Below are 25577 nucleotides of genomic sequence, written 5' to 3'. Positions count from 1 at the left end.
AGCCGTCTGGATTAAGCAAAGAGCTTAAGCAGCTCTACACCAGTCAGAACAAATACGGCCAGGCAGAGTAGCGCCCAAATAACCGAAAACCATGAGAAATCCATCCATTCCATTAACTTCCATGGGCTGGCAAAGATTCGGCTCATTACTCTGCCGGGGCGGCGTATAAAAGGGATGCCTTGTGGCCATGCCGCCCAAAACACCATCGACAACACCAGTATCGCAAGCAGCATAACCAGCGCAACGCCGCCATGACCGGAAGGCGGCATAGTAACGATGGCGGCAAAAAACAGTCCGCCAAAAAATAGCTGGATCGCCATCAGCGAGAAAATAAATTCGGTAAAGAGAAACCACTTCACCCATTGCGGCCTGCTTTGAAGGCCCAGCATGACGGCGTCGTTGATATACAGGTAAAACATCACTGTCAGAACAGCGATAGCGCTAACGGTCGTATTGATGCCCGACAGAGGGATAACCGCATTAAAGACCAACGCCCAGAATACCAGCAAAAAAATCCCCTGCCAGCTGAGCGCCGCGCGAGGTTGACTCAGGAACCGCAGCACAGGCTGATTTAGCCGTGGAACAATTTCAGGAAAATAATACCCCAACCTGTTTGCCTGTTGTGCAAGGAGCGTGAGCAGACCCGGTATCAGGCGTATCCAGAAAGGCACCTTTTCGCTATCGCTCTTTAGCAGGCGAATCGCTGCCCTGTTGAGCATCGTGCCGTGCTTCTCTTCTGCCTCCATCTCTTTCCATGCCCGGTTCACTTCAGTTTCGCGTAGTTGTTCATGCAGCGCCTCCTGAATGTGATACGGAATAATATGGCTGTAGTCGTACTCGTCCATTCCCCATCCCAACAGGCCGCTGACGCGTTCAAGCAGGCCTTCGGTCAAACCGGGACTCTCTGCCAGCGCAGCCGCAAGCTGTCGATGGAAAAGCTGTTGCTGCTGCAGGCTCCCCGCTTTGAACACGCTCTCTGACAGGCGATTCATCATAATAATGCCTGTCATTTCTGTGTTTACCAGCTGATACGCCAGTTTATGCAGCTCCTTTTCGCTGTACAGCAAATCTGCTTCAGGAGGGACGGCTGTTTCTCCAACGGTAAAGCCGTTGGCGACTTCACCCTGTTGGATCAGAGGTTCAGGTTCGTGCTTCTCCTGTATCGGCGGTAAAATATCGGCAGTGCTGTCCTCGTGATCAACGATAATGTTAGCCTGCGCCCGTCGCTTTGCCTCATCGAATGCTTCACGCAGCTGCTGATAGCCTGCCGGATCGCTATCCGGTCGATGTTTTTTTAACTGGCGGGCATACGCACGGCGGATTTCCCCTTCATCACGCGTAGGTGACAGTTCCAGCGTCTGCCAGATGCTCATGGCAGGAGGCCCTCTTTGTACTGTTGTAAAAAGTGTTCGGCATCTTCTCTTGATGAGGCAATACGGCGAAGATCCTGACCCTCCAGCGCCTGTTCAAACGCGGTAGTCAGCCGATCCATCCATGCTCGCTCATCGCCAAGTAAGCGTTCATAAAGGCGCGAACAGCGAGCGAGCAGCTCACGATTTTCCGGTCGATCGCGAGGATGCTGTTTAATATCGGCCAGCTTTTGCAGGCTGGCGGCAATTTGCTCTTCGCTCATCTGCCCCGGCACCTTTTCTATCACCAGCCGTGCTATTACCGGACTGCCGTCATAGCGACACTCCACTTCCAGCAGGCCGTCCAGCGTGTAGGTGAACCGCACGTCAACGGTCATTTCACCTGCCGGTCGAGGAGGAATATCAATACTCATTTCGCCGAGAAAAACGTTATCCTGAACCCTGCGCCCTTCTCCCTGATATATTTTCAGCAGGACGCAGGTCTGATTGTCGCTAACTGTATTCAGCGTCTCGGTTTTGCTTACCGGCAAAAAGGTATTGCGCTCAATAAGCGGCAGGAAAAAGCCGGGTTCAATCTGATTACCATGGCGCTTAACCACCTCAATGCCGAGGGAAAACGGCATCACGTCGGTAAGAATAATGTCTTCGACCGCAGCATCGGCCATCACCATTCCGGCCTGTATGCCTGCGCCAAGCGCAACGGCTTCGTCTGGATTGAGATCGTGGCGAGGGAAACGCCCAAAAAGCCGCGCAACGGTTTGTCGAACCAGCGGCATACGGGTTGCGCCACCCACCAGCAATATGTGGTCGAGATCCTGAAGAGAAAAACGCGCATCGTGCAGCGCCTGCTGTACCGGACGCTGTAAACGCATCAGCAGCGGCTGGCTGCACTCGGCCAGCTGAGCCTCCGTAAAAGTCCAGCTCCACTGCCGACCGGCCCATTCCAGCGAAGCCTTAGCCTCGGTAGCGTGGCTCAGCATTTGCTTCATGCTTTCCGCTTTTGCCAGCAGCGCCGCTGCCAGCCCGGCCTGCGCAGATTTCAGCTCGGGATGCTGGCTCAGCATCCACTGTACAATCGCCTGTGAGAAATCATCGCCGCCAAGCCGGATATCGCCGCTGCTGGCACGAACTTCCACCACGCCCTCGAACATATCAATGACGGATACGTCAAATGTCCCGCCGCCAAGATCGAAAGTGAGGTATTTTTGCTCACGATTTTCCAGCAGGCCAAAAGCAAGTGACGCGGCGGTTGGCTCATTAAGCAAGCGTATTGCGTCCAGCCCAGCCAGCCGGGCAGCATTTTTCACCGCCCGACGCTGAACGTCATTAAAATAAGCGGGTACGGTAATAACGGCCTGTGTTAATTTTTGCCCAAGCCAGCTTTCCGCATCCTCTTTGAGCTGGCGCAGTAATAATGCCGACAACTCTTCGGCACGAAATTGCCTGGAACCAAGTGCCAGCGAAACCTCCGTGCCCATATAACGCTTAAAACTCGCCTGGGTCAGCGCATGATGGCTTTGCAACCGTTCGCGCGCCGGACGTCCAATAATCAGATTAGCTTGCTCATCAAGGCCTACAACCGAGGGCGTTAATACCTCGCCCCATTTATTCGGGACTAAAACGGCTTGACCCTTTTGCCAGACGCAAACCGCGCTATTAGTGGTTCCAAGGTCAATTCCTATAACCTGCTCAATTGCCATGAGTTGTCCTTACTTCCCTGTGGAAGCCATTTAATTTCAGATAAGGAAACGTTATTCGATGCTTATAAATAACTTTTTCTGTTCAGGTAAAGAGCTGCTATCCATTGTTTCAAACTCTCAGCCAGGCCTGAAGGGGATCGGAATATTCTTCCCCAAAATAGATTGAACCCTACGTCAGACAGCTATTGGCTTCCGGTTCTGGCTAACCGTTAACCCCCATCCGTGCCATCAAGCGCGTCCAGCGCCATCGTCTGCGCATAGTAGCCCTGCACGCCCCAGACTTTGTTGGCGGCCAGCTTCTCCAGCTGCCCTTCGTTCTCTACGCCCTCCACCAGCACGCGGTTGGTGTAGCGGCGAATATGGGCGATCAGCACGTTAAAGAACGGCTTGCTGATATTATCGAGGTAAAACTGCCGATCCAGCTTAACCACTTCAAACATCTTCGACTGTAACGCATTCAGATTGGCATCGCCTGCCCCTAAATCATCCAGCCATAAGATGTTCAGCCGATCGGTCAGCGCCCGCAGCAGAGGATTGTTTGGCCCGTCGTGCAGGTTGGGGAAATTTTCAGAAAGCTTCAGCCGCAAAAAAGGCAGCTGGCTGAGGATTTGCTGGATAAAAGGCGATTCGGTTACCGCGCAAGCCAGCGGAAAATCGATGGTCAGGCAGCACAGCAGCCCGTGCAGCTGAAAATAGTCCGCGTAGCGTTCTACCGTCAGCAGCTGATCCAACAATCGGCTCTCGGCGTCCCCGGTTTGCGGCGCGGTCTGGTGTGGTAAAACGGTGAGCTCAAGCGCAATCAGCTCGCCGCTAAGAGAGTGAATCGGAACGTAACAGTAATTATTAGTCATGCTTTATAGCCAGCTCAGGACGCCCTGCCAGTGATTATATTCGTCATATCGTCAAAAACCAGTGATTTAATCTAAACCACTGGGCAATATAACGATTTTTATATATATCGGCAGGGCCAGCCTTAGCTTTACGCTTTTAGTCGCTATCGGCCGCAACTTTATAATCAGGCGCATCCAGCTCGTGGCTACAGAAAGGCCCTGCCTGTTTTAACAGACTGATGCAATCTTCACTAAGATGCCGCAGCCTGACGCTTTTTCCTTCCGCTATATAGCGGGCGGTCAATTTATCGATGGCCTCGACGCCGCTGGAATCCATCACCCGCGTACGGGCGAAGTCGATCACCACTTCCTGTGGATCCCTGGCTGGCGTAAACAGTTCCTGGAAGCTGGCGGCAGAGGCAAAAAACAGCGGCCCTTCCAGCCGATAGGTCTTTTGCTCGTCGCGCTCTTCCTGTGCCACGATACTGATGCGGGCATGTTGCCAGGCAAAAACCAGCGCGGAGATGATCACGCCAAAAATCACCGCCATGGCCAGATCGGTATAGATGGTGACCACCGTGACCGCAATCATGATAACCGCATCGGGCTTTGGCATACGTTTCAGACGGCGCAGCGAGCTCCACTCAAAGGTATTAATACAGACCACAAACATAATACCGGCCAGCGCCGCCACCGGCAGCAGGGCAATATATTTAGACAGGCTGACCACAAACAGGATCAGCAATACTGCGCCGACCAGGTTAGAGATGCGTCCACGCCCGCCGGAGGTAAAGTTGATGATCGACTGTCCAATCATCGCGCAGCCCGCAAAGCTACCAAAGAACCCGCACAGCGTATTGCCGATGCCCTGCGCCACGCACTCTTTGTTGCCGTTGCCTTTTTTACTGCCCATTTCATCCAGTACTGCCAGCGTTAACAGCGATTCTATCAGCCCAACCAGCGCGATAATCACCGAATAAGGCAGCACAATTTTCATTGTGGCCCAGCTTAACGGCGCTTCCGGCAGATGGAAGAACGGCAGCGTGCCGGAGATATCGGCCAAATCCCCTACCCGTTTGGTATCCAGTCCAAAGCCGATGGCAATGGCGCTGATGGCGATTAGCGCCGCCAGCGAGCCGGGAATGACTTTGGTAAATTTAGGAAACAGCCAGACGATCAGCATCGCCAGCGCCACCAGGGCATACATGACCGGCCCCTGGTTTTTAATCATCGGGATCTGCGCCAGCGCGATAACGATAGCCAGTCCGTTTACAAAACCGTAGATAGCCGGCTGCGGCACAAGGCGGATAAATTTCCCCAGGCGGAACAGGCCAATAGCCAGCTGGATCAGCCCGGCGAAAATCGTCGCCAGCAGCACGTATTCATAGCCGTGAGTCTGAATAAGACTGACCAGCACCACCACAATCGAGCCGGCCGCGCCGGAGATCATCCCCGGTTTGCCGCCGAACAGCGCGGTGATCAGGCCCAGGATAAAGGCGGTGTGCAGACCGATAGTCGGCGACAGGCCGGCTAGCAGAGAAAAGGCCGTGGCTTCCGGAATAAGGGCCACAGAGACGACAGCGCCGGCCAGAACGTCATTTTTGACGTCGGCAGCCCTGAGGTTGCTCAGTTTGAACATGCTGATTTCCGTTTTTTATCAAATGCAGGTGATTACCGCGCCGCCAGTTTGGGACACAGTTTGAACTCGCCAGAAAGACGAGAAGCGCAACAGGCGTGGAAGGGAGATTTCAGGGTGGCGTAAGCAGGGAGCAGTGCATCCGCGGCGTTCTCCGTCTGTTGTCAAAGATTGTCAGTATGTGAAAACGTGAGCAAGATCTCAACCCCCTTCTCCCACGCGCGGGTAGAAATCCCCGCCATCCAGGCGATAATTACGTGTATAATGCGCAAAAACTTGTGCTAACCAGCTTACCGGGGAAGATTTCTTCTCCTGCAATTAATTAAGGTGATTCAAACATGGGATTCAAATGCGGTATTGTGGGCCTGCCTAACGTCGGGAAATCCACACTGTTCAATGCGTTAACCAAAGCGGGTATCGAAGCGGCAAACTTCCCGTTCTGTACCATTGAGCCGAATACCGGCGTGGTGCCAATGCCCGATTCCCGTCTCGACAAACTGGCGGAGATCGTCAAGCCACAGCGCATTTTGCCAACCACCATGGAATTTGTGGATATCGCGGGCCTGGTAAAAGGCGCGTCGAAAGGCGAAGGCCTGGGCAACCAGTTCCTGACCAACATTCGCGAAACCGAAGCTATCGGCCACGTTGTCCGCTGCTTTGAAAACGACAACATCATCCACGTTAACAATAAAGTTGACCCGGCTGACGATATTGAAGTGATCAACACCGAACTGGCGCTTTCTGACCTGGATACCTGCGAACGCGCGCTGCAACGCGTACAGAAGCGTGCGAAAGGCGGCGATAAAGACGCTAAAGCTGAACAGGCCGCGCTGGAGAAATGCCTGCCGCACCTGTCCAACGCCGGCATGCTGCGCTCGCTGGATCTGAGCGAAGAAGACAAAGCGGCCATCCGCTATCTGAGCTTCCTGACGCTGAAGCCAACGATGTATATCGCCAACGTTAACGAAGACGGTTTTGAAAACAACCCGTACCTGGATCAGGTGCGTGAAATCGCGGCTAAAGAAGGTTCCATCGTAGTGCCGGTTTGTGCTGCCGTTGAATCCGACATCGCCGAGCTGGAAGATGCCGATCGCGAAGAGTTTATGGCCGAGCTGGGTATCGAAGAGCCGGGCCTGAACCGCGTTATTCGCGCCGGGTATTCTCTGCTGAACCTGCAAACTTACTTCACCGCTGGCGTGAAAGAAGTGCGCGCCTGGACTATTCCGGTTGGCGCCACCGCTCCGCAGGCCGCCGGTAAAATTCATACCGACTTTGAGAAAGGCTTTATCCGTGCCCAGACCATCGCCTATGAAGATTTCATTACCTATAAAGGTGAACAGGGCGCGAAAGAAGCCGGTAAAATGCGTTCAGAAGGCAAAGAGTACATCGTGAAAGATGGCGATGTGATGAACTTCTTGTTCAACGTCTAATCTACCGCTAATACCTGTCAGCCGCAGAGAAAAGTAAATTTTATAAAAAAGCCATCTGTATAGCAGATGGCTTTTTATTTATGAAGCAGTGGTTTTCTCCCACAGGCCTCAACTGAGGATAACAGTGAGCTTTTCTTCATTGTTTTTATCGCTTCCTGACAGGTATTTGAACGTATATTGCAGATAGATGTTTCCCTTGTCCTCGCTCTTACAATCACTACCGATAAATTACGTCCGTTCAGGTTTAACAGCCGGTATAAGCTATAACTGCCTGCCAGGAGTAAAGAAGCCGCCGCCCGGCTGATTTTTTTCCAGCGCGGTTCGTCGGTCGAAGAGATATCGGGTGCAGTAGAGGCAGGGTGCAACCATAACGGGGAAAATAATATGTTGTGGCATTCCTTCGCCACCTGTTGTTAGCGATGGTGCGCCGTTTCTTTCGCTTTCCACACGGCAAACAGCGTTATCGCCAGCGCCAGACAAACATATAGCGACACCCACAGCGTGCTGCCCATCTCTTTATACAGCGTAGTGATAATTAAAGGTGCGAAACCGCCGCCAACAATTCCGGCAAGCGTATAGGCGAGCGAAGAGCCAGCGTAACGTACATGACCGGGAAACTGCTCGGTGACAAACGCCGCCTGCGGGCCGTACATCATGGCATGGATCAGCAAGCCGCCAATTACCGCCAGCACGATTAATACCGGCTGAGTACTGTCGAGCAGTACAAAAAACACGAACGACCAGACAACGGCCAGCAGCGCGCCGGTAATGTAAACCGGGCGCCTTCCCCACTTATCCGACAGCGCGCCAAACATCGGCACGGTAACGGCATTGCCAATGGCGCCCAGCATCGTCGCCAGCAGCGCCAGCGGGCGCGGCATATGCAGGACGGTAGTCACATAGGTCAGCGTGAACACCACCACCAGCGCGTACAGCACATCCGACCCGATACGTGCGCCACCGGCAATCAGCAGCTGTTTAGGGTAGTTAAGAAAAACCTCTTTTAGCGGCGTATGCGTGGTTTTCTCCGCCGCCTGCATCGCCACAAAGGTTGGCGTCTCCTCTACGCCACGGCGCAGCCACAGGCCAAACATCACCAGCAGCAGGCTCAGCAGGAAAGGAATGCGCCAGCCCCACGCCTGAAACTGTCCGGCGCTCATGGCTACCGTCACCAGAGTGATAAAGCCGGTGCCGATCAGCGTTCCGCAGGAAGGCCCCACCTGCGCGAAAGAAGCATTGCGGCCGCGCTTGTCGGCATCGCCATGTTCCATCGACAGCAGTACCGCGCCGGCCCATTCGCCGCCAAGTGCGATGCCCTGCACAAAGCGCAGCGCCACCAGCAGGATGGGGCTCCAGATCCCCCAAACGGCATAGCCCGGCAGCAGGCCCATCAGGGCGGTCGTGACGCCCATAATCACCAGCGTAATAATCAGCACCGCCTTACGACCGGCGACGTCGCCAAGGTGGCCGAAGACAAAGCCGCCCAGCGGCCGGGAAATATAGCCGACCGCATAGGTAGAGAACGCCAGGATCGTTCCGACCAGCGGATCGAAGCTGGGGAAGAACACGTGGTTAAACACCAGCGCGGCCATGATGTTGTAAACGGTAAAGTCATACCATTCCAGAGCCGTGCCAATCGAGCTGGCCGCCGCCAGGCGACCCGTTTTTGATTTGCTTCGCTTCGGGCGTACCGCCTGATGCAGCGTGGAGTGCGTATCAGCCATGAGTCATCTCCTGTCGGGTTAGTGTCCAGCTAAGGGCATAGCGCTGCACCTCGCCCGTCAGCAGTTCTGCCGCAACGGAAGCCAGCCGATCGCAGCATGGCGCATCGCTACAGCTGATAAGTAGCATCGGCAGCATCTGGCGGTTCTCTTTCCCTTCCATCGGCAGCGGCGTGCTCAGATCCGCATCGGGCGTCAGCAGGCTGGAAGAGATATAGCCCGGCGTCTGGCCGATTTGCTGCTGCCAGGCGCTCAGCGCCGCGCTGTCGACCGCTTGTGCAAGCGTGACCACCGCCAGCTGGCTGCCGGTGCCTTTACCGTGGGTATGGGTAACGGCGCTGACCCGGCGCATCGGGTTGACCATCTTTTGCAGATTTTTCACCGACCACTCGGTCTGGCGCGTGAACGCCGCGTGATAGTCCACGCTGGTAAAAGCCTCCAGCGATTCGGTTTCGTACAGGCCCAGATATTTACGTTCGGCGTTAATCGCCTGGTAGCGCGTGCCGCTTAAAAAGCCGCTGATGGCCACGCGCTCCTCAACGTGTTCATGGTCATACCACTGGTTAAAATCCGCTTCGTCATCCGCGCCAATATTGGTGGCGACAAACAGCATGCCGTGAGGTTGCTTCATCTTCAGGATCTCCGGGTAAGGGCAGTTTCCACGGCAACAGCCCAGCTGATTAAGCGGGCATCGTCGCCATGAACGGCAGCAAGACTGAGGCCAACCGGCGCATGACCGGCCGGGTGACAGGGTAAGGAAATGGCGCAGCCATCCAGCATGTTGATAACGCTGGTGTTACGCAGCATCAGGGCGTTGATCTCCATATAACGCTGCGGCTCGTCCAGCGAAGCGATAGTCGGCGCAATCTTCGGCACGGTGGGCATCAGCAGCGCGTCGAAGCCTTCCAGCGCCGTGTTGATACGCCGCTGCCAGGCTGCGCGCTGCTGATAAAGTTCAGCGGCATCCTGTTCAGTCAGCTGGCTGCCGCGCTGCAGGCGCATCAGCACCTGCGGATCGTAAGCTTCGGGCCGGGCCAAAGCCGTACGCTGATGCCACTGCCAGGCTTCATAAGCCGTAATACCGCCGCGCGCGTTCAGGGTATTCAGCTCATCCAGCTCGGTAAGTGGCAAGGCCACCAGCGTGGCCCCGGCTTCCCGGAGAAGATCAAGCGCGTACTGCCACGCCTGCGCTACATCCCGATCCAGATCGTCCAGGACGCGAGTTTGCGGTACGGCAAAGCGGGCGTGGCGCAGATCCGACTCCCGCATCTCAAGAGGCTTTTCGGCAATGATGCTGTCAAGCAGCCAGCAGCTGCGAACGTCATGCGCAATAACGCCAATGCTGTCCAGCGAAGGCGCAAGCGGCAACGTGCCCGCCTGATCGATTCGGCTGGCGCCAGGTTTAAAGCCGGTCAGGCCGCAGAGCGCGGCGGGAATACGTACGGAACCGCCGGTATCGGTACCGATAGCGCCCAGACACAGCCCATCCGCTACAGCCACCGCCGCGCCGGAAGAGGAGCCGCCGGGAATACGTTTCTCCTCGCGCCGCCACGGGTTGGCAGGCGTGCCGTAGTGCGGATTGATGCCCAGCCCGGAGAAGGCGAATTCGGTCATATTGGTCTTACCGACTATCGCGGCGCCAGCCCGATTGAGCTTCTCTACCACGCTCGCGTTCGCCGTGGCGACCGGCGCATCGCTTAACAGGCGTGAACCCGCCGTCGTCGCCTCGCCTTTTACATCGAACAGATCCTTAATGCTGATGGGAAGCCCATCGATCGGGCTACGTGATTGCCGGGCTTGCCAGCGTTCTCCCGCCTCAATAGCCTGCTGCTTGGCCTGCGCCTCATAACGAGTGATGAAAACGCGCGCGCCTTCTTTTTCAGGATCGCGTGCGGCAGCCAATGCCGCCTGCGTGAAGGTTTCAGGCTGAACGTTCCCCGCCTGTAGCTGCTGACTTGCCTGCCAGAGTGTCGTCATAGCCGCGCTCCTTATGCAACGACCGGCAGTGCGCCGGTGCGGTAAGTGTGCTCCAGCGTGCGGCCCAGCACCGGATCGTGCAGCGCCATCCGAAACTCGCTGGCCGGACGGATGCCGCCGATAGTGCTCAGCGTGCCGCAGGACATGGCCAGGCCGTCAGCGGCCGTTTCGCCCTCCAGATAGCGCGTAAGCAGCGCCTGTGGAGTCAGCAGCGACGACAGCGAACCTTGTTGATAAACCACCCATTCGCCCTGCTCTTTTATCCAGGAAGTCAGCTCCAGCGCATCCCAGTGCTCCGCCACTTCGCGCATGCGCCACGCGCCGCTTGCCACCGGTTTGATGCAGGCCTGCTTGGAAAGCGCCACGCTGAAGGTTTCCAGATAGCGATCGGTGTGATCGGAGGTAAGAGAAACCCAGCACTCTCCGCGATGAAAAAAGACGAAAGGTTCGGCTTCGCCGGATGTTTCGTTGCCCACGACTTCCAGCAAGGCGTTCTGGCTGAGCTGATTAGTGGCGACGCGGTAAAAAAGCGGCACTGCACCAGGAGCAGGCACGCCTAACGCTTCAAGCTCCCGAATATGGTGCAGGACGGCATCCCGATCGCGCCCTGCCCAGCCCGCAATAACAAAGCGGGTTACGTCGACATCGAGTCTGGCAGCGGCTTCGTCGCCGGTAATGAACTGTAGGTGCATGGCAAAACCCTCATTTGAAATTAGAGTGAAATTTCACTCGCATTTCAAACTAGCGATTTTCATGCCAGCTTTTTGTGTAATATGTCGCAAAGGCTTAAACAGGAACGGCATCATGAATGAGTCAGCTGGTGAAAATGTGAACCCGATCGAGCGGAAAAAATATCTGTCGCTGAACGAACAGGCCTACCTGGCGTTCAGGCACAGGCTGATCACGCTGCGTTACAAGCCCGGCGATTATCTTAATACCGCCCAGGTAATGGACGATCTGGAAATGGGGCGCACGCCGATCAATCAGGCGATCCACCGCCTGGCTACCGAAGGGCTGCTACAAATCATTCCCCGCAAGGGCGTTATGGTCGCCCCGTTGTCGATCGATGATGCGCTGGAATTGATTGAGGTGCGGCTGGTTAACGAAACGCTGTGCGCGCAGCTTGCCAGCCAGAAAGTAAATAAGGCGCACCTTAACCAGCTGCGCGAGCTGAATCAGCAGATCGGGCTTGCCGGCGGCTCGCGCAACAGAGAGAAAATGATGTTGCTGGATCGCGAGTTTCACCAGGTGCTGGCGGATATTGCGGGCAACCGACGGCTTGCGGATATCCTGAGCGTTATTCACGCGCAGGCGCAGCGCTTCTGGGCGACAACGCTGTCGAGCGTCAGCCATATGGATGAGGTTATCGCTGAGCATAATGAAATTATTGCGGCGCTGGCCTCCGGGGATATTCAGCGCGTGACGGCAGCAACCCGCGCGCATATTGACTCTTTTAGACGCGCGCTGCTCTCTACCTGAAAAGCTGACCGCAGCCTGCAACCGGGGCTGTCGGGCCTGGGTGGTTTAGCGCAGCGATCGGTTTGCGGGGCCGGGATTTATAATCAAAGGAAGATACGCTTCAGCGCCAGAAGACCACTCTGCACGGCGTAATTGATATATTGCTCTTAAAGAGCCGTAAGGCAAAATAAGGCAGCCTTGACGTTCTGCCTTATTGGCCTGATATCCGATCGATTAGATCAGGAAATCGTGCAGCGACTGACCGTTTGCAATGGCATTCTTAACAGGTGTCGGCGTGCGGCCCTGCCCGGTCCAGTATCTGACTTCATTATTGCCGTCGAGGTACTTATATTTTGCGGGACGAGGCGCGCGCTTCTTTTTTGCACGGGCGACGGGCGGCAAATTATTGACCAGTTCTGTCGGTAAAATGCCGTCTTCAAGCATCAGTTCACGGTACATTGCCAGCTTTTCCGCTTTTTCGCGGGCTTCGGCTGCCTGCGCGCTGGCGGCTTCACGACGTTCATTCACGATAATTTTCAGCTTTGATAGTATCTCTTCAAGATCCTCTGTAGCCATATTGCGCGCCTGTGCACGTAGCGAACGGATATTTTTCAGGCTGCTCAGGGTAAAACTCATACATCATTTCCTTAAATCTACTGATTAATAAAACGGCGATCGTTCGCCGTCAGCGGCAAGGGTACCATTTATTGCGTTGTGATTTAAGTTGATGGGCGATAATCAGACGAGTCTGCGGGAATTATATGCAATTAATGTCCTGAAAAAAGGATATAACTTATGGATCCTGCCGGAATCGACATTTATCCGAAAAATGTATTCACTTTCAAAACTACTTGCCTGATTTATACTGATTGTGGAAGTAATTTCCGGCGTCCCGAATATCGTTACCTTTTTAAAAAAACCAAAATCGGGTCTGGTAGTATAAAAATCCCTACCGGTAATATCAAAGACAGTTGATATGTTTTATGCTACCAGCAGCAAGGTGGTTATTAGCCACCTGTCTAAAAACAATATTGGAAATTTATAAAATAACTGTAAAAAGATAGCTGAATCGCCTGTACGACAGATTCTCCGCCAGACCATTATTTCACTGAGCAGTCCTGTCGCATAACCTCTGGTAACTATATTAACAATTTCAACCTTTAAAAGGAGGTTTCGGAAAATGCAGCCTCAGAACGTTTGCCGGGAAGACAAGCGGTATCAGCTAACTGCTACGCTGAAAGCGCAAATAGCGGAGCAGCGGCTACACAGCAGGCTGTGGCGGAGGTTACTTAACCTGTTTATCAGCACTGACGAGCAACAAGCATACTCACAGTTGATAAGCAGTCAGGCCGGAATGAATGAGGAAAATGTCGACCAGCTTAAGGAACCTGAGAACCAAAGGATGCTTTGCGACGTGCGCACTAAAGAATGGCTTCAGTTGCAAATTGTGCAGAACGCACGGCTGACGGAACTTAACGCGCGGGCAGATGGCGAGATTATCGGCACTGTCGTTTCCGATTTCACTCTGGACACCGTGCTCTACCCTTTTGAAGCGAATCGGCAACAGTTTGCGCCTTGCCTTCCCGCAGTCATCTGCGCCGGGATCATGCATCGACAAAGCTGGCTGGAGGTAAGCGCCAGGCAAATACTTAGTGCCCTAATAAAGATCATCCAATTAATTAATAACAACTTCCAGGTCAACTTACTGGCTAATAATTTATTTTTACCGACGCATAAAGCGCAGACACCCTCTTTGGGGAGATAAATTAACCTGCTGGATTATAACTACTTTTTTCCCGTTCCGATGATGTTTCCAGAATTTTCTAAAAAATCTTAAAAAAAGTATATTTTTTGACCCTTCCGTTATAATTAGACAAAAGAAAAACAAGAGGGGGGTATGCAAATGACCGGGGACTCAGTTTTTGAAAAAAGAAAAAATCGTGCCATGGCGATTATGGAAGGCAGGGGGATGTGGCCCAGCATCTACGCCCCTCCGTGCCATATATTTCTGTGGCGGTTGGGGATCCATGTGCCTCCACCGCCCTTCTCAACATTCTGGACGAACTTTTTCAGCTTTGCCGTCGTCTATACGCCGTTCTGGGGGATAGTAATGTGGTTTATTTTCTGGAAATCTCAGGGAGCCACGCTGCTTTATGCCGCTACCTCGACGCTGATAGCCGGTCTGGTTTTCGGGGTGATTATGGCGGCGTTCCAGGAATGGCGAAAACGAGCTAATCACCTGCCAGCGTGGGAAAAGCTATAAAAACGCGGCTGCCGGGCCTGAATCCGGCAGCCGATTTCTCGTGGCCTTTTATACTGCCGCATCATCAGGCTATTAACAGGCGGCCGTCTTTACGCATGCCGTTTCCGGCATGCGGACCTCTTCCGCTGAGGTTCACTATAGCTTTCTTACCCCCTGTTATGTTGTTCCATCATGCCGAACCGCAGCAGCAGCGCTTATCAAAGGCAAATGGCCAATGCGCCTGTGGAGCGCATCTTTCTTAACAGTGCTCAGTGAAGTCTGCATAGAAGCGCTGCGCCACGTCGGGATGCGAGCGCAGCCGCCCTTTTAAATAGTTCCAGCCGACCTCCCGCAGCAGCGGATTTTGCGGATCGCTGTCCGGCCCCTGCGCCATGTTCGCCAGCGCTTCCGGCAGCTGATATACCGGCACCACGGCGTCAAGCTGGGCGCCAAGAAAAAAGGCGACAGATAAACGCTCCTGTTCCGTCTGCGGCGATACTACTCGGTGCACGGTGGCACGCAGATAGCCGTTGGTCGCCAGCTCAAGCAGCTCCCCAATATTGACTACAAACGAACCGGGTAAAGGCGTCGCCGCTGTCCATTCGCCAGGACGAACCTCAACCTCCAGACCTGGCTTATCATCCTGCAGCAGCAGCGTCAAAAAACCGGAATCCTTATGCGCGCCCACGCCCTGACGCGATTCGCTGTCGGTGCGCCCCGGATAACGGATCAGTTTGATATGTTCATTGGGGAAAGCGCCGTAAAGGCCGTCGAAAGCGTCCTGCGGCAGTTGCAGCGCCTCGGCGAAAGCGCGCAGCAGTTTCAATGCAACCTCAGTCATTTCCTGCTGCCAGCGCGTTAGCACAAGTTGCAGTTCCGGCAGCGCCTGCGGCCACTGGTTAGGCCCCTGCATTCTTTGCCATGCCGGAATATTTGGCGAGACGGGTAGCGCCTCTCGTTCCGCGCCGATATCGAACTGTTCGCGATAATCAGGCTGATTACGGGTTATCTCTACGCCAGCAAGGTTATAGCCGCGAAAATGCGGCGAATTCGCCATTTTGACCCTGAGCTTTTCTTCCGGCGGTAAAGCAAAGAACGCGCGAGCAACCTGCTGCACTCTGTCGATCAACGGCTGGTTGATCCCATGATTGATCAGATAGAAAAACCCGACTTCACGTGCCGCCCGGGCAAGCGAGTCGAGCAAGGCTGAACGCTGCTGCGCCGATGCGGTTAATTGAGCGAAATCGATAACCGGAAGCGTTAACGGACTTTGTTGGCTCATGACTTTTATCCTGGCTGAAAGAGGCTTAGTTCCACATTGCCACTCCGCCTGTACTATCTCTACGAACTATTCATGCTATCTATATGCAAATATCAGAAGTCATTTTGCCTCGTTTATTACCTGCTCTTTGCGTTAAAACCCGACCAACTCCATCAGCAGAAACGGCTAAAACTTCCTGATAAGAATATAACTATCAGCCAGAAAATAAATACTCAGCCTGGCCCACCAGATTAATTATTAATTTTTATAGCAACTCAATGGAAAAGCTTATTATTACCCAGCCACCTGAAGCTGAAATAATAACCACAAAAACATGATACAGCCTTTTATAACAGCAAGTTAGATTAAAAAAATCCCCACAAATATTTAAGTACAGCTTCATTTTAACAGTAAAATTTAATTAGCAATCAAAAAACAGCTATCCCTTTGAATTTTCTACTACACTTACTCTCTTACCCATTCAGAATAAAGGAGGCCGTGTGAAAGAAATCTTTCATACAAACTATTTGAAGTTGATTACGTCAGTGACCTTCTGGGGTAACATTCTGCTGGTAGTGGTGATCACCGCTGTGACTTTCTTCCTGATCCGCAAAGTTATCTCTCTGCTGGAAAAACGGATAGGCTCGTGGGCGGAAGATCATGAAAATCGCGTGGCGCACCGCGTCTTTCTGGACGTGCTGAAAAGAACCCGGGTCACGCTGATCTTTATCGCTTCTTTTCTGTTCAGCCTGCAGTTTATCGTGTTGCCCGGCCAGGTCAGCGGCACCATCCCGCACGCCTGGTTCCTGGTGCTGGCGCTGCAAATCGCGCTGTGGCTGGATCAGGCCGTGCAGTCCTGGCTGCGCTATTCGCTGACGAACTTCGGCCCGGACTCGCACCGCAATCCTGTCACTACCATCATTCTTGGGCTGCTGTTCCGGGCGCTGGTCTGGTCGGTGATGATCCTGTCGATACTCGCCAATGCGGGCGTCAATATTACCGCGCTGGTGGCAAGCCTGGGCGTCGGCGGTATCGCCATCGCGCTCGCGGTACAGACGGTGCTGAGCGACCTTTTCGCCTCTCTTTCAATCGGTATTGATAAGCCTTTTGAGATCGGCGACTTTGTGGTGTTTAACGACGTGGCGGGCACTATCGAACATATCGGGCTGAAAACCACGCGCATCCGCAGCCTGAGCGGCGAGCAGATCGTCTGTGCCAACGCCATCCTGCTGCAGCAAACCATCCACAACTATAAAAGGATGCAGACGCGCCGTATCGTCTTCAGCTTTGGCGTGCCGCTGGCGACATCGGCCGAGCAGCTGCGCAAGATTGGCCCCATGATTGAAGAGGTGATCGGCCGCATTGATAAAACCCGCTTTGACCGCGCGCACCTGGCCTCTTTCGAGTCCGATCGCATTATGTTTGAGGTGGTACATATCCTGAAGTTTTCCGACTATAACCAGTACATGGATATTCAGCAGGAGATTAACCTGCGGATCAAAGAGTATCTGGAAGAGACAGGTATTGGCCTGGCCGGGCCGCACCGTTTTGTGACCTTTGAAAATTCGCTGCCGCAGGAGGAACAGCCTGCCTGAGGAAGATAGCCGGGAGCGAATGCTTCCGGCTTTTCTTTTTACGCCAGGCGCGTCGCTTAGCCCACTATTTCAGCAGCGGCAGCCGGGCCAGCATCTGCTGCATTTGCAGCGCCGCCCATGGCATATGCTCGGTAATGCCAACACCGACAATATTGGTGGCCGCCTCGGCTTCGCTGAACAGCGCCAGCACCTCCTCAATGGTGAGTTTTCCCTGCGCAATATCCGTGAACTCTCCGGCGTCCGCATCCGGTTTGGCGAACAATACGGCGCTGAATTTCGCCGGATCCAGCACGTCCAGATCGAAATGGATAAGCAGGTTGGTAATGCCCTGCGTCTGTATCCAGTCGGTAATCAGCCTGTTTCCCTCACGCAGCGCCGCTGGGGAAGCGGTGCGCACCGGCCACTCCGCCAGGAATTTTTGCTCGTAATCCGTTGGCGAATGGAGACCGGCAATCATCACGTTTTCCGGCCTGATCGGCTGTTGAACCTGATCGGTCAGCATTGCGTCGCCATTGCCCAGCAGCGCGCCCAGCACGTGCGCATGAGCGTTAGTGAACTCTTTTGGTGTCATCACGTCGGGATGGGTATCTATCCACAGAATACCGGTATTCTTGCCGTAGCGCTGGCTCAGATAAGCAAAAGGCACCAGATCGACAAGGCAATCGCCGCCCAGCATGACGATTTTTTCCGGGCGGTTATCGTTAACGATTTGCCAGACCGCCTCAATTTGTTTTTTCAACTCGCTGCGGCCTGCCATGCCCTCTTCCACCACCAGCTCCCGATCCGGCTCGGGCACGGCAACGGTAAAGGTGGGGGATGCGGTTTCAGGCGCAAGCCAGGCGAGCAGTTCTGCGCCAAGCTTGTAGATGGGAAAAGTGCCGCCCTGCCACTGCGGCATTACGATCCTTATCGTGTCAGTCTGCCGATGCATAAATCTTCCTCAGTCAAATCAACCACGGCGGTTGCTTCCAATTAGTGAATGTCATTAAACTTAGCACTCTTTAAAGCCGCCAGGATGCAATAGCTTTCCATGCAGCATTGAATCTGGCTCATCTATTGGATGCCCCATGCCCGTTAAACCCACAGCCGCGCTGTCACGCAGCGATCTCGCCGATCTGAACGCTTTTCGCATGGTAGAACGCCTGCGCAGCTTTACCAAAGCCGCCGTAGAGCTGGGCATTACTACCTCCGCGCTCAGCCACGCTATTCGCAATCTGGAAACGCGGCTGGGCGTGCGGCTGTTGAACCGCACCAGCCGCACCGTTGCCCCTACCGAAGCGGGCGCCAGCCTGGCGCGGCGGCTGAACGTCGGTTTTCAGGAGATCGGCGACGCGCTGGATGAGGTAAATCGCCTGCGCGATCGTCCGGCAGGCCGTCTGCGCCTGAATGTGCTGAGCGACGGTGCGCGACTGATTGTGGGCCGCTATCTGCCAAAGTTCCTCAGCAAGTATCCGGAGGTTGAGGTGGAAGTCTGCGTGGACGATCGCATGGTGGATATCGTGGCGGAAGGCTTCGACGCCGGTATCCGTTTTGGCGGCACCGTGCCGGAAGACTTAGTCGCCGTAAAGCTGGGCGCGGATCTGAAATGGGTTGCCGTCGCTGCGCCGCGCTATCTTTATCACCGCCCGCCGCTGCTGGAGCCTGAAGATCTTCGCGCGCATTCCTGTATCCGTATGCGCACCGGCCAGGGCGTGATCTATAAGTGGGAGTTTCGTCAGGGCAACGACTACCGCGTGATCGACGTGCCGGGACAAATTTGCGTCAGCGAAACCACGCTGGCGCTGGAGCTGGCGCTTGCCGGAACGGGTATCGCTTACTGTCTGGAAGACCGCGTAAAAGAGCCGTTGCTGAACGGCGCTCTGCACGTGGTATTGCCCGACTGGTCGCCCGTCGAACCTGCGCTATGCCTCTACTATCCGGGCCATCGGCGCGTGCCGCAGGGCCTGCGCGAACTGATTGCCCTGCTGCGCGAAGAAATAGCGGCAGAAGCACGGCGGGCGCCGCGCCAGATGACCTCAGGCGCTGTCGCCTGATGGCGCTCCGGCGACGGGCCGTCCGCTTTTTCCTGCCGGCGTCGTCCGCTATAGTAATCCTTCGCCAGCCCGTTTCGTCCCGCCAGTCATGGAGCGATCATGAGTAACCCGTCCCGTAAACGTCCACTGAAGCTCAGCACCTCCGTCAGCCTGATGGTCGGCGCGGTGCTCGCCGTGGTTTTGCTGATCGTTCATCTGTTCTATTTTTTCCAGATAAGCCATATCACCCGCGCCGGCGTTAAGGATAAAGCGCTGGCGGTGGCGCGTACCCTGGCCGATTCTGCCGAAGTACAGCGCGGCCTGCTGCTGCCCGCCGATCGCAACATTATTCAGCCGCTTACTCAGGCGGTACAGGAAAGCAACCATTTGCTGTTTGTCGTGGTCACCGATATGCGCGGTATCCGCTATTCTCACCCTGATAAAAACGCCATCAACCGCCCTTTCATCGGCGAGGATTTGCAGCCGGCGCTGGCGGGTAAGGAAAACGTGTCGATCAATCGCGGCCAGCTGGCGCAGGCGCTACGCGTATTTACGCCGATTTACGACGCCCGGCAGCGGCAGATTGGCGTGGTGGCGGTAGGCATCTCGTTGAGCGAGGTCGCGCAGCAGATCGCGCGTACCCGCTGGTCGGTACTGTGGACGGCACTGTTCGGCGTGCTGGCGGGCGCTATCGGCACCTGGTGCCTGGTGCGGGCCTCCCGCCGCGTGCTCTCCGGTCTGGAGCCTTACGAGATTTCGATGCTGTATGAGCAGCGCCAGGCGATGCTGCAATCGATTAAGGAAGGCGTTATTGCGGTGGACGATCGCGTACAGGTCACGCTGATCAACCGCGCCGCGCAGCAGCTTTTTACCGAAGCGCGCCATCCGCAGGACGAAGCGCCCGGCCCGCTCATCGCCAACCTGCGCGAAGTGGTGCAAAGCGGCGTGCCGCAGCGCGACAGAGAGCTGCATTTCAAGGGGCGCGTGCTGCTCAGCAATACCATGCCGGTACGCAGCAAGGGCGTGATTATCGGCGCGGTCTGTACCTTCAGGGATAAAACCGAGGTCAGCCAGCTGGTGCAGCGGCTGGACGGCCTGGTCAACTATGTTGACGCGCTACGCGAGCGCTCGCATGAATTTATGAACAAGCTGCATGTGATCCTCGGCCTGCTGCATATGAAAAACTACCAGCAGCTGGAAAGCTATATCCTGAAAACCGCCAACGGCTATCAGACAGAGATTGGCTCGCTGCTGATGAAAATTAAATCGCCGGTGATTGCGGGCTTTCTGTTAAGCAAGATCGAACGCGCGACCGATCGCGGCCACCGGCTGATCGTCAGCGAGGACAGCCTGCTGCCGGACTGCGGCAGCGAAACGCAGTCCGCCGCGCTGATCACCATTCTGGGCAACCTGATTGAGAACGCGCTGGAGGCCGCAGACGGCCAGCCCGGCGGCGAAATCAGCGTGCTGCTGCACTATCAGAACGGCTGGCTGGCCTGCGAGGTCAGCGATGACGGGCCGGGCATCCCGGAACCAGATGCTATCTTTGAGAAAGGCGTTTCCAGCAAAGGAGACGATCGGGGCATGGGCTTGTTCCTCGTCAAACAACAAACCGAAAGCCTTGGCGGAAAAATTATTGTAGAGTCCGAACCCGGCGTTTATACGCAATTTTTAGTCCAACTGCCCTGGGATAGAGGAAACAAAAGCGCATGATTAACGTGTTAGTCGTCGATGATGACGCCATGGTCGCCGAGTTGAACCGCTGCTATATCGGCCAGCTGGAAGGATTTCACTGCGTGGGCATAGCCTCGACCCTGCAACAGGCAAAGGAGATGGCGCTGCATGGCGGCATTGATTTGATCCTGCTGGATATCTATTTGCAGCAGGAGAGCGGGCTGGATCTGCTGCCCGCGCTGCGCCAGGCGAAGCAGGCGGTGGATGTAATTGTGATCTCTTCCGCCGCCGATGCCGATACCGTCAGGCAATCGCTGCACTACGGCGTGGTGGACTATCTGATCAAGCCTTTCCAGTTCTCGCGTTTTGAAGAGGCGCTGACCGGCTGGCGTCGCCGCAAGACGCTGATGGACAGCCAGCCCTGGTATCAGCAGGCCGATGTGGATCGGCTGCTCCACGGCGACAGGGATGCGCCAGCCGAAGGCAAACGCCTGCCGAAAGGCCTGACGCCGCAGACGCTGCGCACGCTCTGCCAGTGGATTGACGCGCATCCGGCGGAAGAGTTCTCTACCGACGAGCTGGCCGCAGCGGTCAACATCTCCCGCGTCTCCTGCCGCAAATACCTGATCTGGCTGGCGCAGTGCCATATACTCTTTACCAGCATCCACTATGGCGCAACCGGCAGGCCGGTCTACCGCTATCGGCTACAGGCCGAATACAGCGAGCTGCTTAAACAGTACTGTCAATAACCCGCCAGCGCTCGTCCAGCAGCCGGAAAGGCTGTTGGGTTGCCAGCACTACCTGCTGCTCTCGCGTCACGAAAATGGCCTCGATCTGCGGATAATCCTTCAGGAAAACAAGGCTCTGTTCTACGCCCAGGCCATACAGCAGCGTGGTAAAAATATCGCCGTCGAGCGAACGGTCAGAAATGACCGTTACGCCGAGCAGCTCGTTGTCCAGCGGATAACCGGTTTGCGGATTGAGGATATGGTGATAGAGGCGGCCGTTCAGCTCGAAGTAGCGCTCATACACGCCCGACGTCACCACCGATTTATTGCTGACGGCGACGCTGCCGATCAGCGCGCCCGGCTCGCCAAAAGGCAGCTGCACGCCTATCGCCCATGCCGTTTCGCCTGCGGGTGCATCAAGCGTTTGCAGATTGCCGCCAAGATTGATCAGCCCGCAGAAGCAGCCGCGCTGATGCAGAAAATCCCTGACCACGTCGGCGATATAGCCTTTGGCTATCGCGCCCAGATCGATCTCCATGCCGGGCTGCGGCAGAAACACCGTCTGCTGCTGCTCGTCCAGCTGCACGCGGGCGGGATCGGTTAATGCCAGCAGCGCCTGTAGCTCGTGCGCGGGCGGCACGCTGTCGCCCTGAAAACCGATTTTCCAGCGCTTGACCAGCGGCCCGATAGCGAAGTTGAAACAGCTTCCGGCCAGCAGGCTCACTTCCCTGGCGCGTTTGATCAGCGCAAACACCGGCGCGCTGACCGCAACGGGATGGCTGCCCGCCGCCGCGTTCACCGCCATCAGCTGCGAACCGGCACGATTCACGGTAAACAGATTTTCCTGCTGGCGGATCAGGCGGAACACGTCGCCCGCCAGCTTTTCGTCGTGCTCCGCCAGCTTCAGCAGGATGGGCGAGCCCATCAGCACCGCAGAGTAAGCGTAAAGTCGCGCGTCAGCTGGCATCGTGGCTCTCCGGTGTGTTAATGATGCAGGGCGAAATCAGCCGCGTGACGTCCGGCCAGCGTGCCGAAGATAATGATATCGGCAATAGCGTTGCCGCCGATACGGTTACCGCCGTGAATGCCGCCGACGACTTCACCCGCCGCCCATGCCCCGGCAATAACCTGCTGCTGCTCATCCAGCACGGCGGTATCGCTGTTGATGGTGACGCCGCCCATCGTATGGTGCACGCCGGGCGCGATGCGGATGGCGTAAAACGGCCCCTGGTTCAGCGGATGGCGCATCGCGGTCTGACGACCGAAATCCTCATCCTGCTGGCGCTCGACAAACAGGTTGTAGCGCTCCAGCGTCGCCAGCAGCGCGTGCAGATCCATATTGAGCTTGATCGCCAGCTCCTGCGGCGAAGACGCGCTGACCACAAAGCCTTTGGCAAGGTATTCGTCGGCCGCCTTGTTGTTCAGCCTGACCTGTTCGTCAAAAATCACCCAGGCGCTTTTCTCCGGCAGCGCGATAATATCCGCCGACACTTTATCGCGGGTCGCCATCTCGTTGCAGAAACGGTGTCCGGCCTGGCTGACCAGAATGGCGCCGCCGCCGCGAATCGATTCGGAGATCAGATAGGAGGTGGTTTGCTCTACCGTTGGATGGATTTGGATTTCGCCCATATCCACCGTGCCCGCGCCAAGTTTTTGCAGCAGCGCGATACCGCTGCCGGTCGCGCCCTTATGGTTAGTGGTGACAAAGCCGTCCAGCTCCGGCCGGTAATGGGTGACCATCTCGCGGTTGGCGCTGAAGCCGCCGGTGGCAACGATGACGCTGCGGGCGTTAAGAATGCGGCTGTCGTAATATTCATCGACCACCTTCACGCCGCTGACCCTGCCGTCGGTATAAATGATCTCTTCCACCGAGGTTTCCAGCAGCACCTCGATATTGCGCTGGTTAATGTTTTTCACCAGGCCGCTGATCAGAAAGCCCCCTACCGCCGAGCGGTCTGCCGGACGATGGGTGCGGTCGATGCTCATGCCGCCGGTGATGGTGATATCGTTCAGCTCAATGCCTTTCGCCGCCAGCCATTCGATAGCCTCAGGCGCCAGCTCCACAAACTCTTTCAACAGCACGGGATTGTTTTTGAAATGGCCGCCTTTCAGGGTTTCTTCATAGAACAGCGTTTTGCTGTCCTTGATGCCTTTCAGCTTCTGGAAGCGCGTTTCCGCCGCGTTCATGCCTACCGAGGCCTTGATGGTATTGCCGCCGATGGTCGGCATTTTTTCGATAATGGCCACGCGCGCGCCTTCGTCATGCGCCTGGATAGCCGCTGCCAGGCCCGCGCCGCCGCTGCCGATAACCACCACGTCGTAGTTTTGCGGTGCCTGCGGATTGCCGCCCTCTTCTATTACATGCTCTTTGCTGGAGGTAGCGAGCGCCCGCGAAACCGCTTTTTTCAGGGCTTCACTTTGGGTGGTGGCGCCGGTAATCGCATCCACATGCGGGCTGTTAGCAACCAGAATGCGGTTGCGCAGGCTTTCGAAAGTGGTGGTGAAATCGACGTCGAGCGTATCGTCCGGCACCAGCGTGATATCGGTAATGCGATCGGTATCCAGCGCGACGTTGATTTTTAGCTTCAGCGCCTCCGCCTCGACTTTTTCCTGATAAACGCCCGCTTTATATTTGCGGCCGGTCGCGCTCATATCGCGGATCATCGCATCCACCAGCGAGAAGCGCCACAGCGGCTCGGGGATTTTCAACGCCTCGCGCCGGTTGCTGTCGATATAGAGTTCCAGATGGTCGTTGTGAATAATGCGATCGGCCCAGTCAGGATAGGCGATGCAGGCTTTGCCGATTGCCACCAGATCGAAACCGTGCTCCAGCCCGCTTTCGGCATCGGCTTTATTCACCACGCCGCCGACGCCGATCACCGGAATTTTTGCCAGCGTTTCGGAGCGCATAGCGCGGAATTTGGTAATCAGCGGCGTGGGATCCTGGGTGTCGACGATAGAAGGCCGCAGCAGCTGCCCTACGGAAAAATGCACGTAGTCCAGCCCGCGCTCGGCGAGTTTTTCCAGCAGATACATCGTGTCGTCAAAGCGAATACCGGGGACTTCCAGCTCTTCCGGCGAGAAACGATAGCCGATGATAAAGGTATCGTCCGCGAAGCGTTCGGCCATTTTATGCGTGATATCCAGCACCGCCAGCGGGAAGCGCGTGCGGTTATCGCGGCTGCCGCCCCACTGGTCGTCGCGCTGGTTGGAATTGGGCGAATAGAACTGCTGGATCAGGTAGGTGTTCGCGCCGTGCAGCTCCACGCCGTCGAAGCCGGCCTTGATGGCGCGGTTCACCGCGTCGCCGAATTTGGTGATCATCACCTCAACTTCTTCGCCGGTCAGCGCCTGCGGCGTGGTGGCGCCTTCACGCGGCGCGGCGATGGCGCTGGGCGCAACCGGCGTTCTGCCGCCCGATCAGCTCAGGCTCCACCATCCTGCCGCCGTGATAAATTTGCAGAATAGCCTGCGAGCCTTTGGATTTGATCGCGCTTGCTATCCGCGCCAGGCCCGCGATTTTGTTATCGCTGTCAATGCCTATCGCGCCGGGAAATGCCGGCCCTTTGGGATCGATAAAACAGCACTCCACGATCACCGCGCCCAGGCTGCCGGCACGTTCGCGATAATACTCTACCAGTTCACTGGTGACGGTGCCGTCGTAGAATCCCGTACAGGTGGTCATTGGCGCCATTACCAGACGGTTTTTTAATACGGCGCCATTCGGCAGCGTCAGCGGATTAAGGATCGGGGTGAGCGTGTTCATTATTATCGACTCCAAAATTTAAATTTTTGAACCGTGTTACATAAGAAACGTTTTCGCTTAATTAACGGATTCTGCTTTATGCAATAAATATATCAATTCTGGATTTATTAAATCGGTTAATTTAGTTATTAAACTTTTTAAATTACCAGAAACAATTACCGCATTATGTCACGCCGT

Annotated in this window: 20 protein-coding genes and 1 pseudogene; 8 read left to right on the top strand and 13 right to left on the bottom strand. The window is 55.6% G+C overall.

Annotated elements, in window-relative coordinates:
- Positions 1 to 11: 11 nt before the first annotated feature.
- From ACVWZ0_RS09515 to ACVWZ0_RS09500, 4 genes are all read right to left on the bottom strand, one after another.
- Entirely contained in the window at positions 12 to 1373 is a 1362-nt protein-coding gene (locus tag ACVWZ0_RS09515; protein ID WP_253454502.1) for a J domain-containing protein, read from the bottom strand.
- Positions 1370 to 3070, bottom strand: coding sequence for an Hsp70 family protein (locus ACVWZ0_RS09510; protein ID WP_253454503.1), 1701 nt, complete (start codon positions 3068 to 3070; stop codon positions 1370 to 1372). Before ACVWZ0_RS09510 ends, ACVWZ0_RS09515 begins: the two co-directional genes overlap by 4 nt.
- 209 nt (positions 3071 to 3279) lie before the next feature.
- On the bottom strand, positions 3280 to 3921 hold the full coding sequence (locus tag ACVWZ0_RS09505; RefSeq protein WP_253454504.1) for an EAL domain-containing protein: 642 nt from the start codon (positions 3919 to 3921) through the stop codon (positions 3280 to 3282).
- Positions 3922 to 4057: 136 nt separating this feature from the next.
- Positions 4058 to 5539 (bottom strand): SulP family inorganic anion transporter, encoded by a 1482-nt coding sequence (locus ACVWZ0_RS09500; RefSeq protein WP_253454505.1) that lies wholly within the window; start codon positions 5537 to 5539, stop codon positions 4058 to 4060.
- A 335-nt stretch (positions 5540 to 5874) separates the two neighbouring features.
- Here ACVWZ0_RS09500 and ychF point away from each other — a divergent pair, with 335 nt between their 5' ends.
- Positions 5875 to 6966 (top strand): redox-regulated ATPase YchF, encoded by a 1092-nt coding sequence (gene ychF / locus ACVWZ0_RS09495; protein ID WP_253454506.1) that lies wholly within the window; start codon positions 5875 to 5877, stop codon positions 6964 to 6966.
- Between the two features lie 413 nt (positions 6967 to 7379).
- Here ychF and ACVWZ0_RS09490 read toward each other — a convergent pair whose 3' ends face one another.
- Genes ACVWZ0_RS09490 through ACVWZ0_RS09475 form a run of 4 tightly spaced genes read right to left on the bottom strand, consistent with a single transcriptional unit; the run spans position 7380 to position 11356 of the window.
- On the bottom strand, positions 7380 to 8690 hold the full coding sequence (locus tag ACVWZ0_RS09490; protein WP_253454507.1) for an MFS transporter: 1311 nt from the start codon (positions 8688 to 8690) through the stop codon (positions 7380 to 7382).
- Positions 8683 to 9318, bottom strand: coding sequence for a DUF4286 family protein (locus tag ACVWZ0_RS09485; RefSeq protein ID WP_253454508.1), 636 nt, complete (start codon positions 9316 to 9318; stop codon positions 8683 to 8685). The genes ACVWZ0_RS09490 and ACVWZ0_RS09485 overlap by 8 nt, the downstream gene beginning before the upstream one ends.
- Positions 9319 to 9320: 2 nt before the next feature.
- Complete coding sequence (locus tag ACVWZ0_RS09480; RefSeq protein WP_253454509.1) at positions 9321 to 10664, bottom strand: amidase; 1344 nt, start codon at positions 10662 to 10664, stop codon at positions 9321 to 9323.
- Positions 10665 to 10675: 11 nt separating this feature from the next.
- Positions 10676 to 11356 carry a DUF2848 domain-containing protein gene (locus ACVWZ0_RS09475; RefSeq protein WP_253454510.1) on the bottom strand — a complete coding sequence of 227 codons (681 nt, stop codon included), beginning with the start codon at positions 11354 to 11356 and terminating at the stop codon, positions 10676 to 10678.
- 112 nt (positions 11357 to 11468) lie between these two features.
- Here ACVWZ0_RS09475 and ACVWZ0_RS09470 point away from each other — a divergent pair, with 112 nt between their 5' ends.
- Positions 11469 to 12143, top strand: coding sequence for a GntR family transcriptional regulator (locus tag ACVWZ0_RS09470; RefSeq protein WP_253454511.1), 675 nt, complete (start codon positions 11469 to 11471; stop codon positions 12141 to 12143).
- Between the two features lie 213 nt (positions 12144 to 12356).
- Here ACVWZ0_RS09470 and ACVWZ0_RS09465 read toward each other — a convergent pair whose 3' ends face one another.
- Positions 12357 to 12758 (bottom strand): H-NS family histone-like protein, encoded by a 402-nt coding sequence (locus ACVWZ0_RS09465; protein ID WP_253454512.1) that lies wholly within the window; start codon positions 12756 to 12758, stop codon positions 12357 to 12359.
- Between the two features lie 544 nt (positions 12759 to 13302).
- On the opposite strand from ACVWZ0_RS09465, the gene ACVWZ0_RS09460 reads away from it, so the two are divergent.
- On the top strand, positions 13303 to 13887 hold the full coding sequence (locus ACVWZ0_RS09460; protein ID WP_253454513.1) for a hypothetical protein: 585 nt from the start codon (positions 13303 to 13305) through the stop codon (positions 13885 to 13887).
- 132 nt (positions 13888 to 14019) lie between these two features.
- Positions 14020 to 14385 carry a DUF6404 family protein gene (locus tag ACVWZ0_RS09455; protein WP_253454514.1) on the top strand — a complete coding sequence of 122 codons (366 nt, stop codon included), beginning with the start codon at positions 14020 to 14022 and terminating at the stop codon, positions 14383 to 14385.
- Positions 14386 to 14623: 238 nt separating this feature from the next.
- Here ACVWZ0_RS09455 and ACVWZ0_RS09450 read toward each other — a convergent pair whose 3' ends face one another.
- Positions 14624 to 15646, bottom strand: coding sequence for an isopenicillin N synthase family dioxygenase (locus ACVWZ0_RS09450; RefSeq protein WP_253454515.1), 1023 nt, complete (start codon positions 15644 to 15646; stop codon positions 14624 to 14626).
- Between the two features lie 479 nt (positions 15647 to 16125).
- Between ACVWZ0_RS09450 and ACVWZ0_RS09445 the strand changes: the two genes are divergently transcribed.
- Positions 16126 to 17220 (top strand): mechanosensitive ion channel family protein, encoded by a 1095-nt coding sequence (locus tag ACVWZ0_RS09445; protein ID WP_253454516.1) that lies wholly within the window; start codon positions 16126 to 16128, stop codon positions 17218 to 17220.
- A gap of 64 nt (positions 17221 to 17284) precedes the next feature.
- Here ACVWZ0_RS09445 and ACVWZ0_RS09440 read toward each other — a convergent pair whose 3' ends face one another.
- A complete protein-coding gene (locus tag ACVWZ0_RS09440; protein ID WP_253454517.1) occupies positions 17285 to 18151 on the bottom strand; it encodes an arginase family protein in 867 nt (288 codons plus the stop codon).
- Between the two features lie 136 nt (positions 18152 to 18287).
- Between ACVWZ0_RS09440 and ACVWZ0_RS09435 the strand changes: the two genes are divergently transcribed.
- From ACVWZ0_RS09435 to dcuR, 3 genes are all read left to right on the top strand, one after another.
- Positions 18288 to 19253, top strand: a complete 966-nt coding sequence (locus ACVWZ0_RS09435; RefSeq protein WP_253454518.1) for a LysR family transcriptional regulator — start codon at positions 18288 to 18290, stop codon at positions 19251 to 19253.
- 99 nt (positions 19254 to 19352) lie between these two features.
- Complete coding sequence (locus tag ACVWZ0_RS09430) at positions 19353 to 20945, top strand: sensor histidine kinase (RefSeq protein ID WP_253454519.1); 1593 nt, start codon at positions 19353 to 19355, stop codon at positions 20943 to 20945.
- Positions 20942 to 21655, top strand: coding sequence for a two-component system response regulator DcuR (dcuR, locus tag ACVWZ0_RS09425; protein WP_253454520.1), 714 nt, complete (start codon positions 20942 to 20944; stop codon positions 21653 to 21655). Before ACVWZ0_RS09430 ends, dcuR begins: the two co-directional genes overlap by 4 nt.
- On the opposite strand, the gene ACVWZ0_RS09420 is transcribed toward dcuR, so the two are convergent.
- Positions 21636 to 22601, bottom strand: a complete 966-nt coding sequence (locus ACVWZ0_RS09420) for an FAD:protein FMN transferase (RefSeq protein WP_253454521.1) — start codon at positions 22599 to 22601, stop codon at positions 21636 to 21638. The genes dcuR and ACVWZ0_RS09420 overlap by 20 nt on opposite strands.
- 17 nt (positions 22602 to 22618) lie before the next feature.
- Positions 22619 to 25400, bottom strand: a pseudogene (locus tag ACVWZ0_RS09415) (flavocytochrome c).
- Between the last annotated feature and the right edge of the window lie 177 nt (positions 25401 to 25577).

This window comes from Erwinia sp. TECH1, assembly GCF_054057575.1.
The sequence above is the reverse complement of the archived record's forward strand: the minus strand, read 5'-3'. Positions and strand labels throughout refer to the sequence as shown.

What these genes read in the sequence shown, in the direction of transcription:
- ACVWZ0_RS09515 (WP_253454502.1), bottom strand. Translation starts at nt 1,373, where the DNA reads ATGAGCATCTGGCAGACGCTGGAACTGTCACCTACGCGTGATGAAGGG.
- ACVWZ0_RS09510 (WP_253454503.1), bottom strand. Translation starts at nt 3,070, where the DNA reads ATGGCAATTGAGCAGGTTATAGGAATTGACCTTGGAACCACTAATAGC.
- ACVWZ0_RS09505 (WP_253454504.1), bottom strand. Translation starts at nt 3,921, where the DNA reads ATGACTAATAATTACTGTTACGTTCCGATTCACTCTCTTAGCGGCGAG.
- ACVWZ0_RS09500 (WP_253454505.1), bottom strand. Translation starts at nt 5,539, where the DNA reads ATGTTCAAACTGAGCAACCTCAGGGCTGCCGACGTCAAAAATGACGTT.
- ychF (WP_253454506.1), top strand. Translation starts at nt 5,875, where the DNA reads ATGGGATTCAAATGCGGTATTGTGGGCCTGCCTAACGTCGGGAAATCC.
- ACVWZ0_RS09490 (WP_253454507.1), bottom strand. Translation starts at nt 8,690, where the DNA reads ATGGCTGATACGCACTCCACGCTGCATCAGGCGGTACGCCCGAAGCGA.
- ACVWZ0_RS09485 (WP_253454508.1), bottom strand. Translation starts at nt 9,318, where the DNA reads ATGAAGCAACCTCACGGCATGCTGTTTGTCGCCACCAATATTGGCGCG.
- ACVWZ0_RS09480 (WP_253454509.1), bottom strand. Translation starts at nt 10,664, where the DNA reads ATGACGACACTCTGGCAGGCAAGTCAGCAGCTACAGGCGGGGAACGTT.
- ACVWZ0_RS09475 (WP_253454510.1), bottom strand. Translation starts at nt 11,356, where the DNA reads ATGCACCTACAGTTCATTACCGGCGACGAAGCCGCTGCCAGACTCGAT.
- ACVWZ0_RS09470 (WP_253454511.1), top strand. Translation starts at nt 11,469, where the DNA reads ATGAATGAGTCAGCTGGTGAAAATGTGAACCCGATCGAGCGGAAAAAA.
- ACVWZ0_RS09465 (WP_253454512.1), bottom strand. Translation starts at nt 12,758, where the DNA reads ATGAGTTTTACCCTGAGCAGCCTGAAAAATATCCGTTCGCTACGTGCA.
- ACVWZ0_RS09460 (WP_253454513.1), top strand. Translation starts at nt 13,303, where the DNA reads ATGCAGCCTCAGAACGTTTGCCGGGAAGACAAGCGGTATCAGCTAACT.
- ACVWZ0_RS09455 (WP_253454514.1), top strand. Translation starts at nt 14,020, where the DNA reads ATGCAAATGACCGGGGACTCAGTTTTTGAAAAAAGAAAAAATCGTGCC.
- ACVWZ0_RS09450 (WP_253454515.1), bottom strand. Translation starts at nt 15,646, where the DNA reads ATGAGCCAACAAAGTCCGTTAACGCTTCCGGTTATCGATTTCGCTCAA.
- ACVWZ0_RS09440 (WP_253454517.1), bottom strand. Translation starts at nt 18,151, where the DNA reads ATGCATCGGCAGACTGACACGATAAGGATCGTAATGCCGCAGTGGCAG.
- ACVWZ0_RS09435 (WP_253454518.1), top strand. Translation starts at nt 18,288, where the DNA reads ATGCCCGTTAAACCCACAGCCGCGCTGTCACGCAGCGATCTCGCCGAT.
- ACVWZ0_RS09430 (WP_253454519.1), top strand. Translation starts at nt 19,353, where the DNA reads ATGAGTAACCCGTCCCGTAAACGTCCACTGAAGCTCAGCACCTCCGTC.
- dcuR (WP_253454520.1), top strand. Translation starts at nt 20,942, where the DNA reads ATGATTAACGTGTTAGTCGTCGATGATGACGCCATGGTCGCCGAGTTG.
- ACVWZ0_RS09420 (WP_253454521.1), bottom strand. Translation starts at nt 22,601, where the DNA reads ATGCCAGCTGACGCGCGACTTTACGCTTACTCTGCGGTGCTGATGGGC.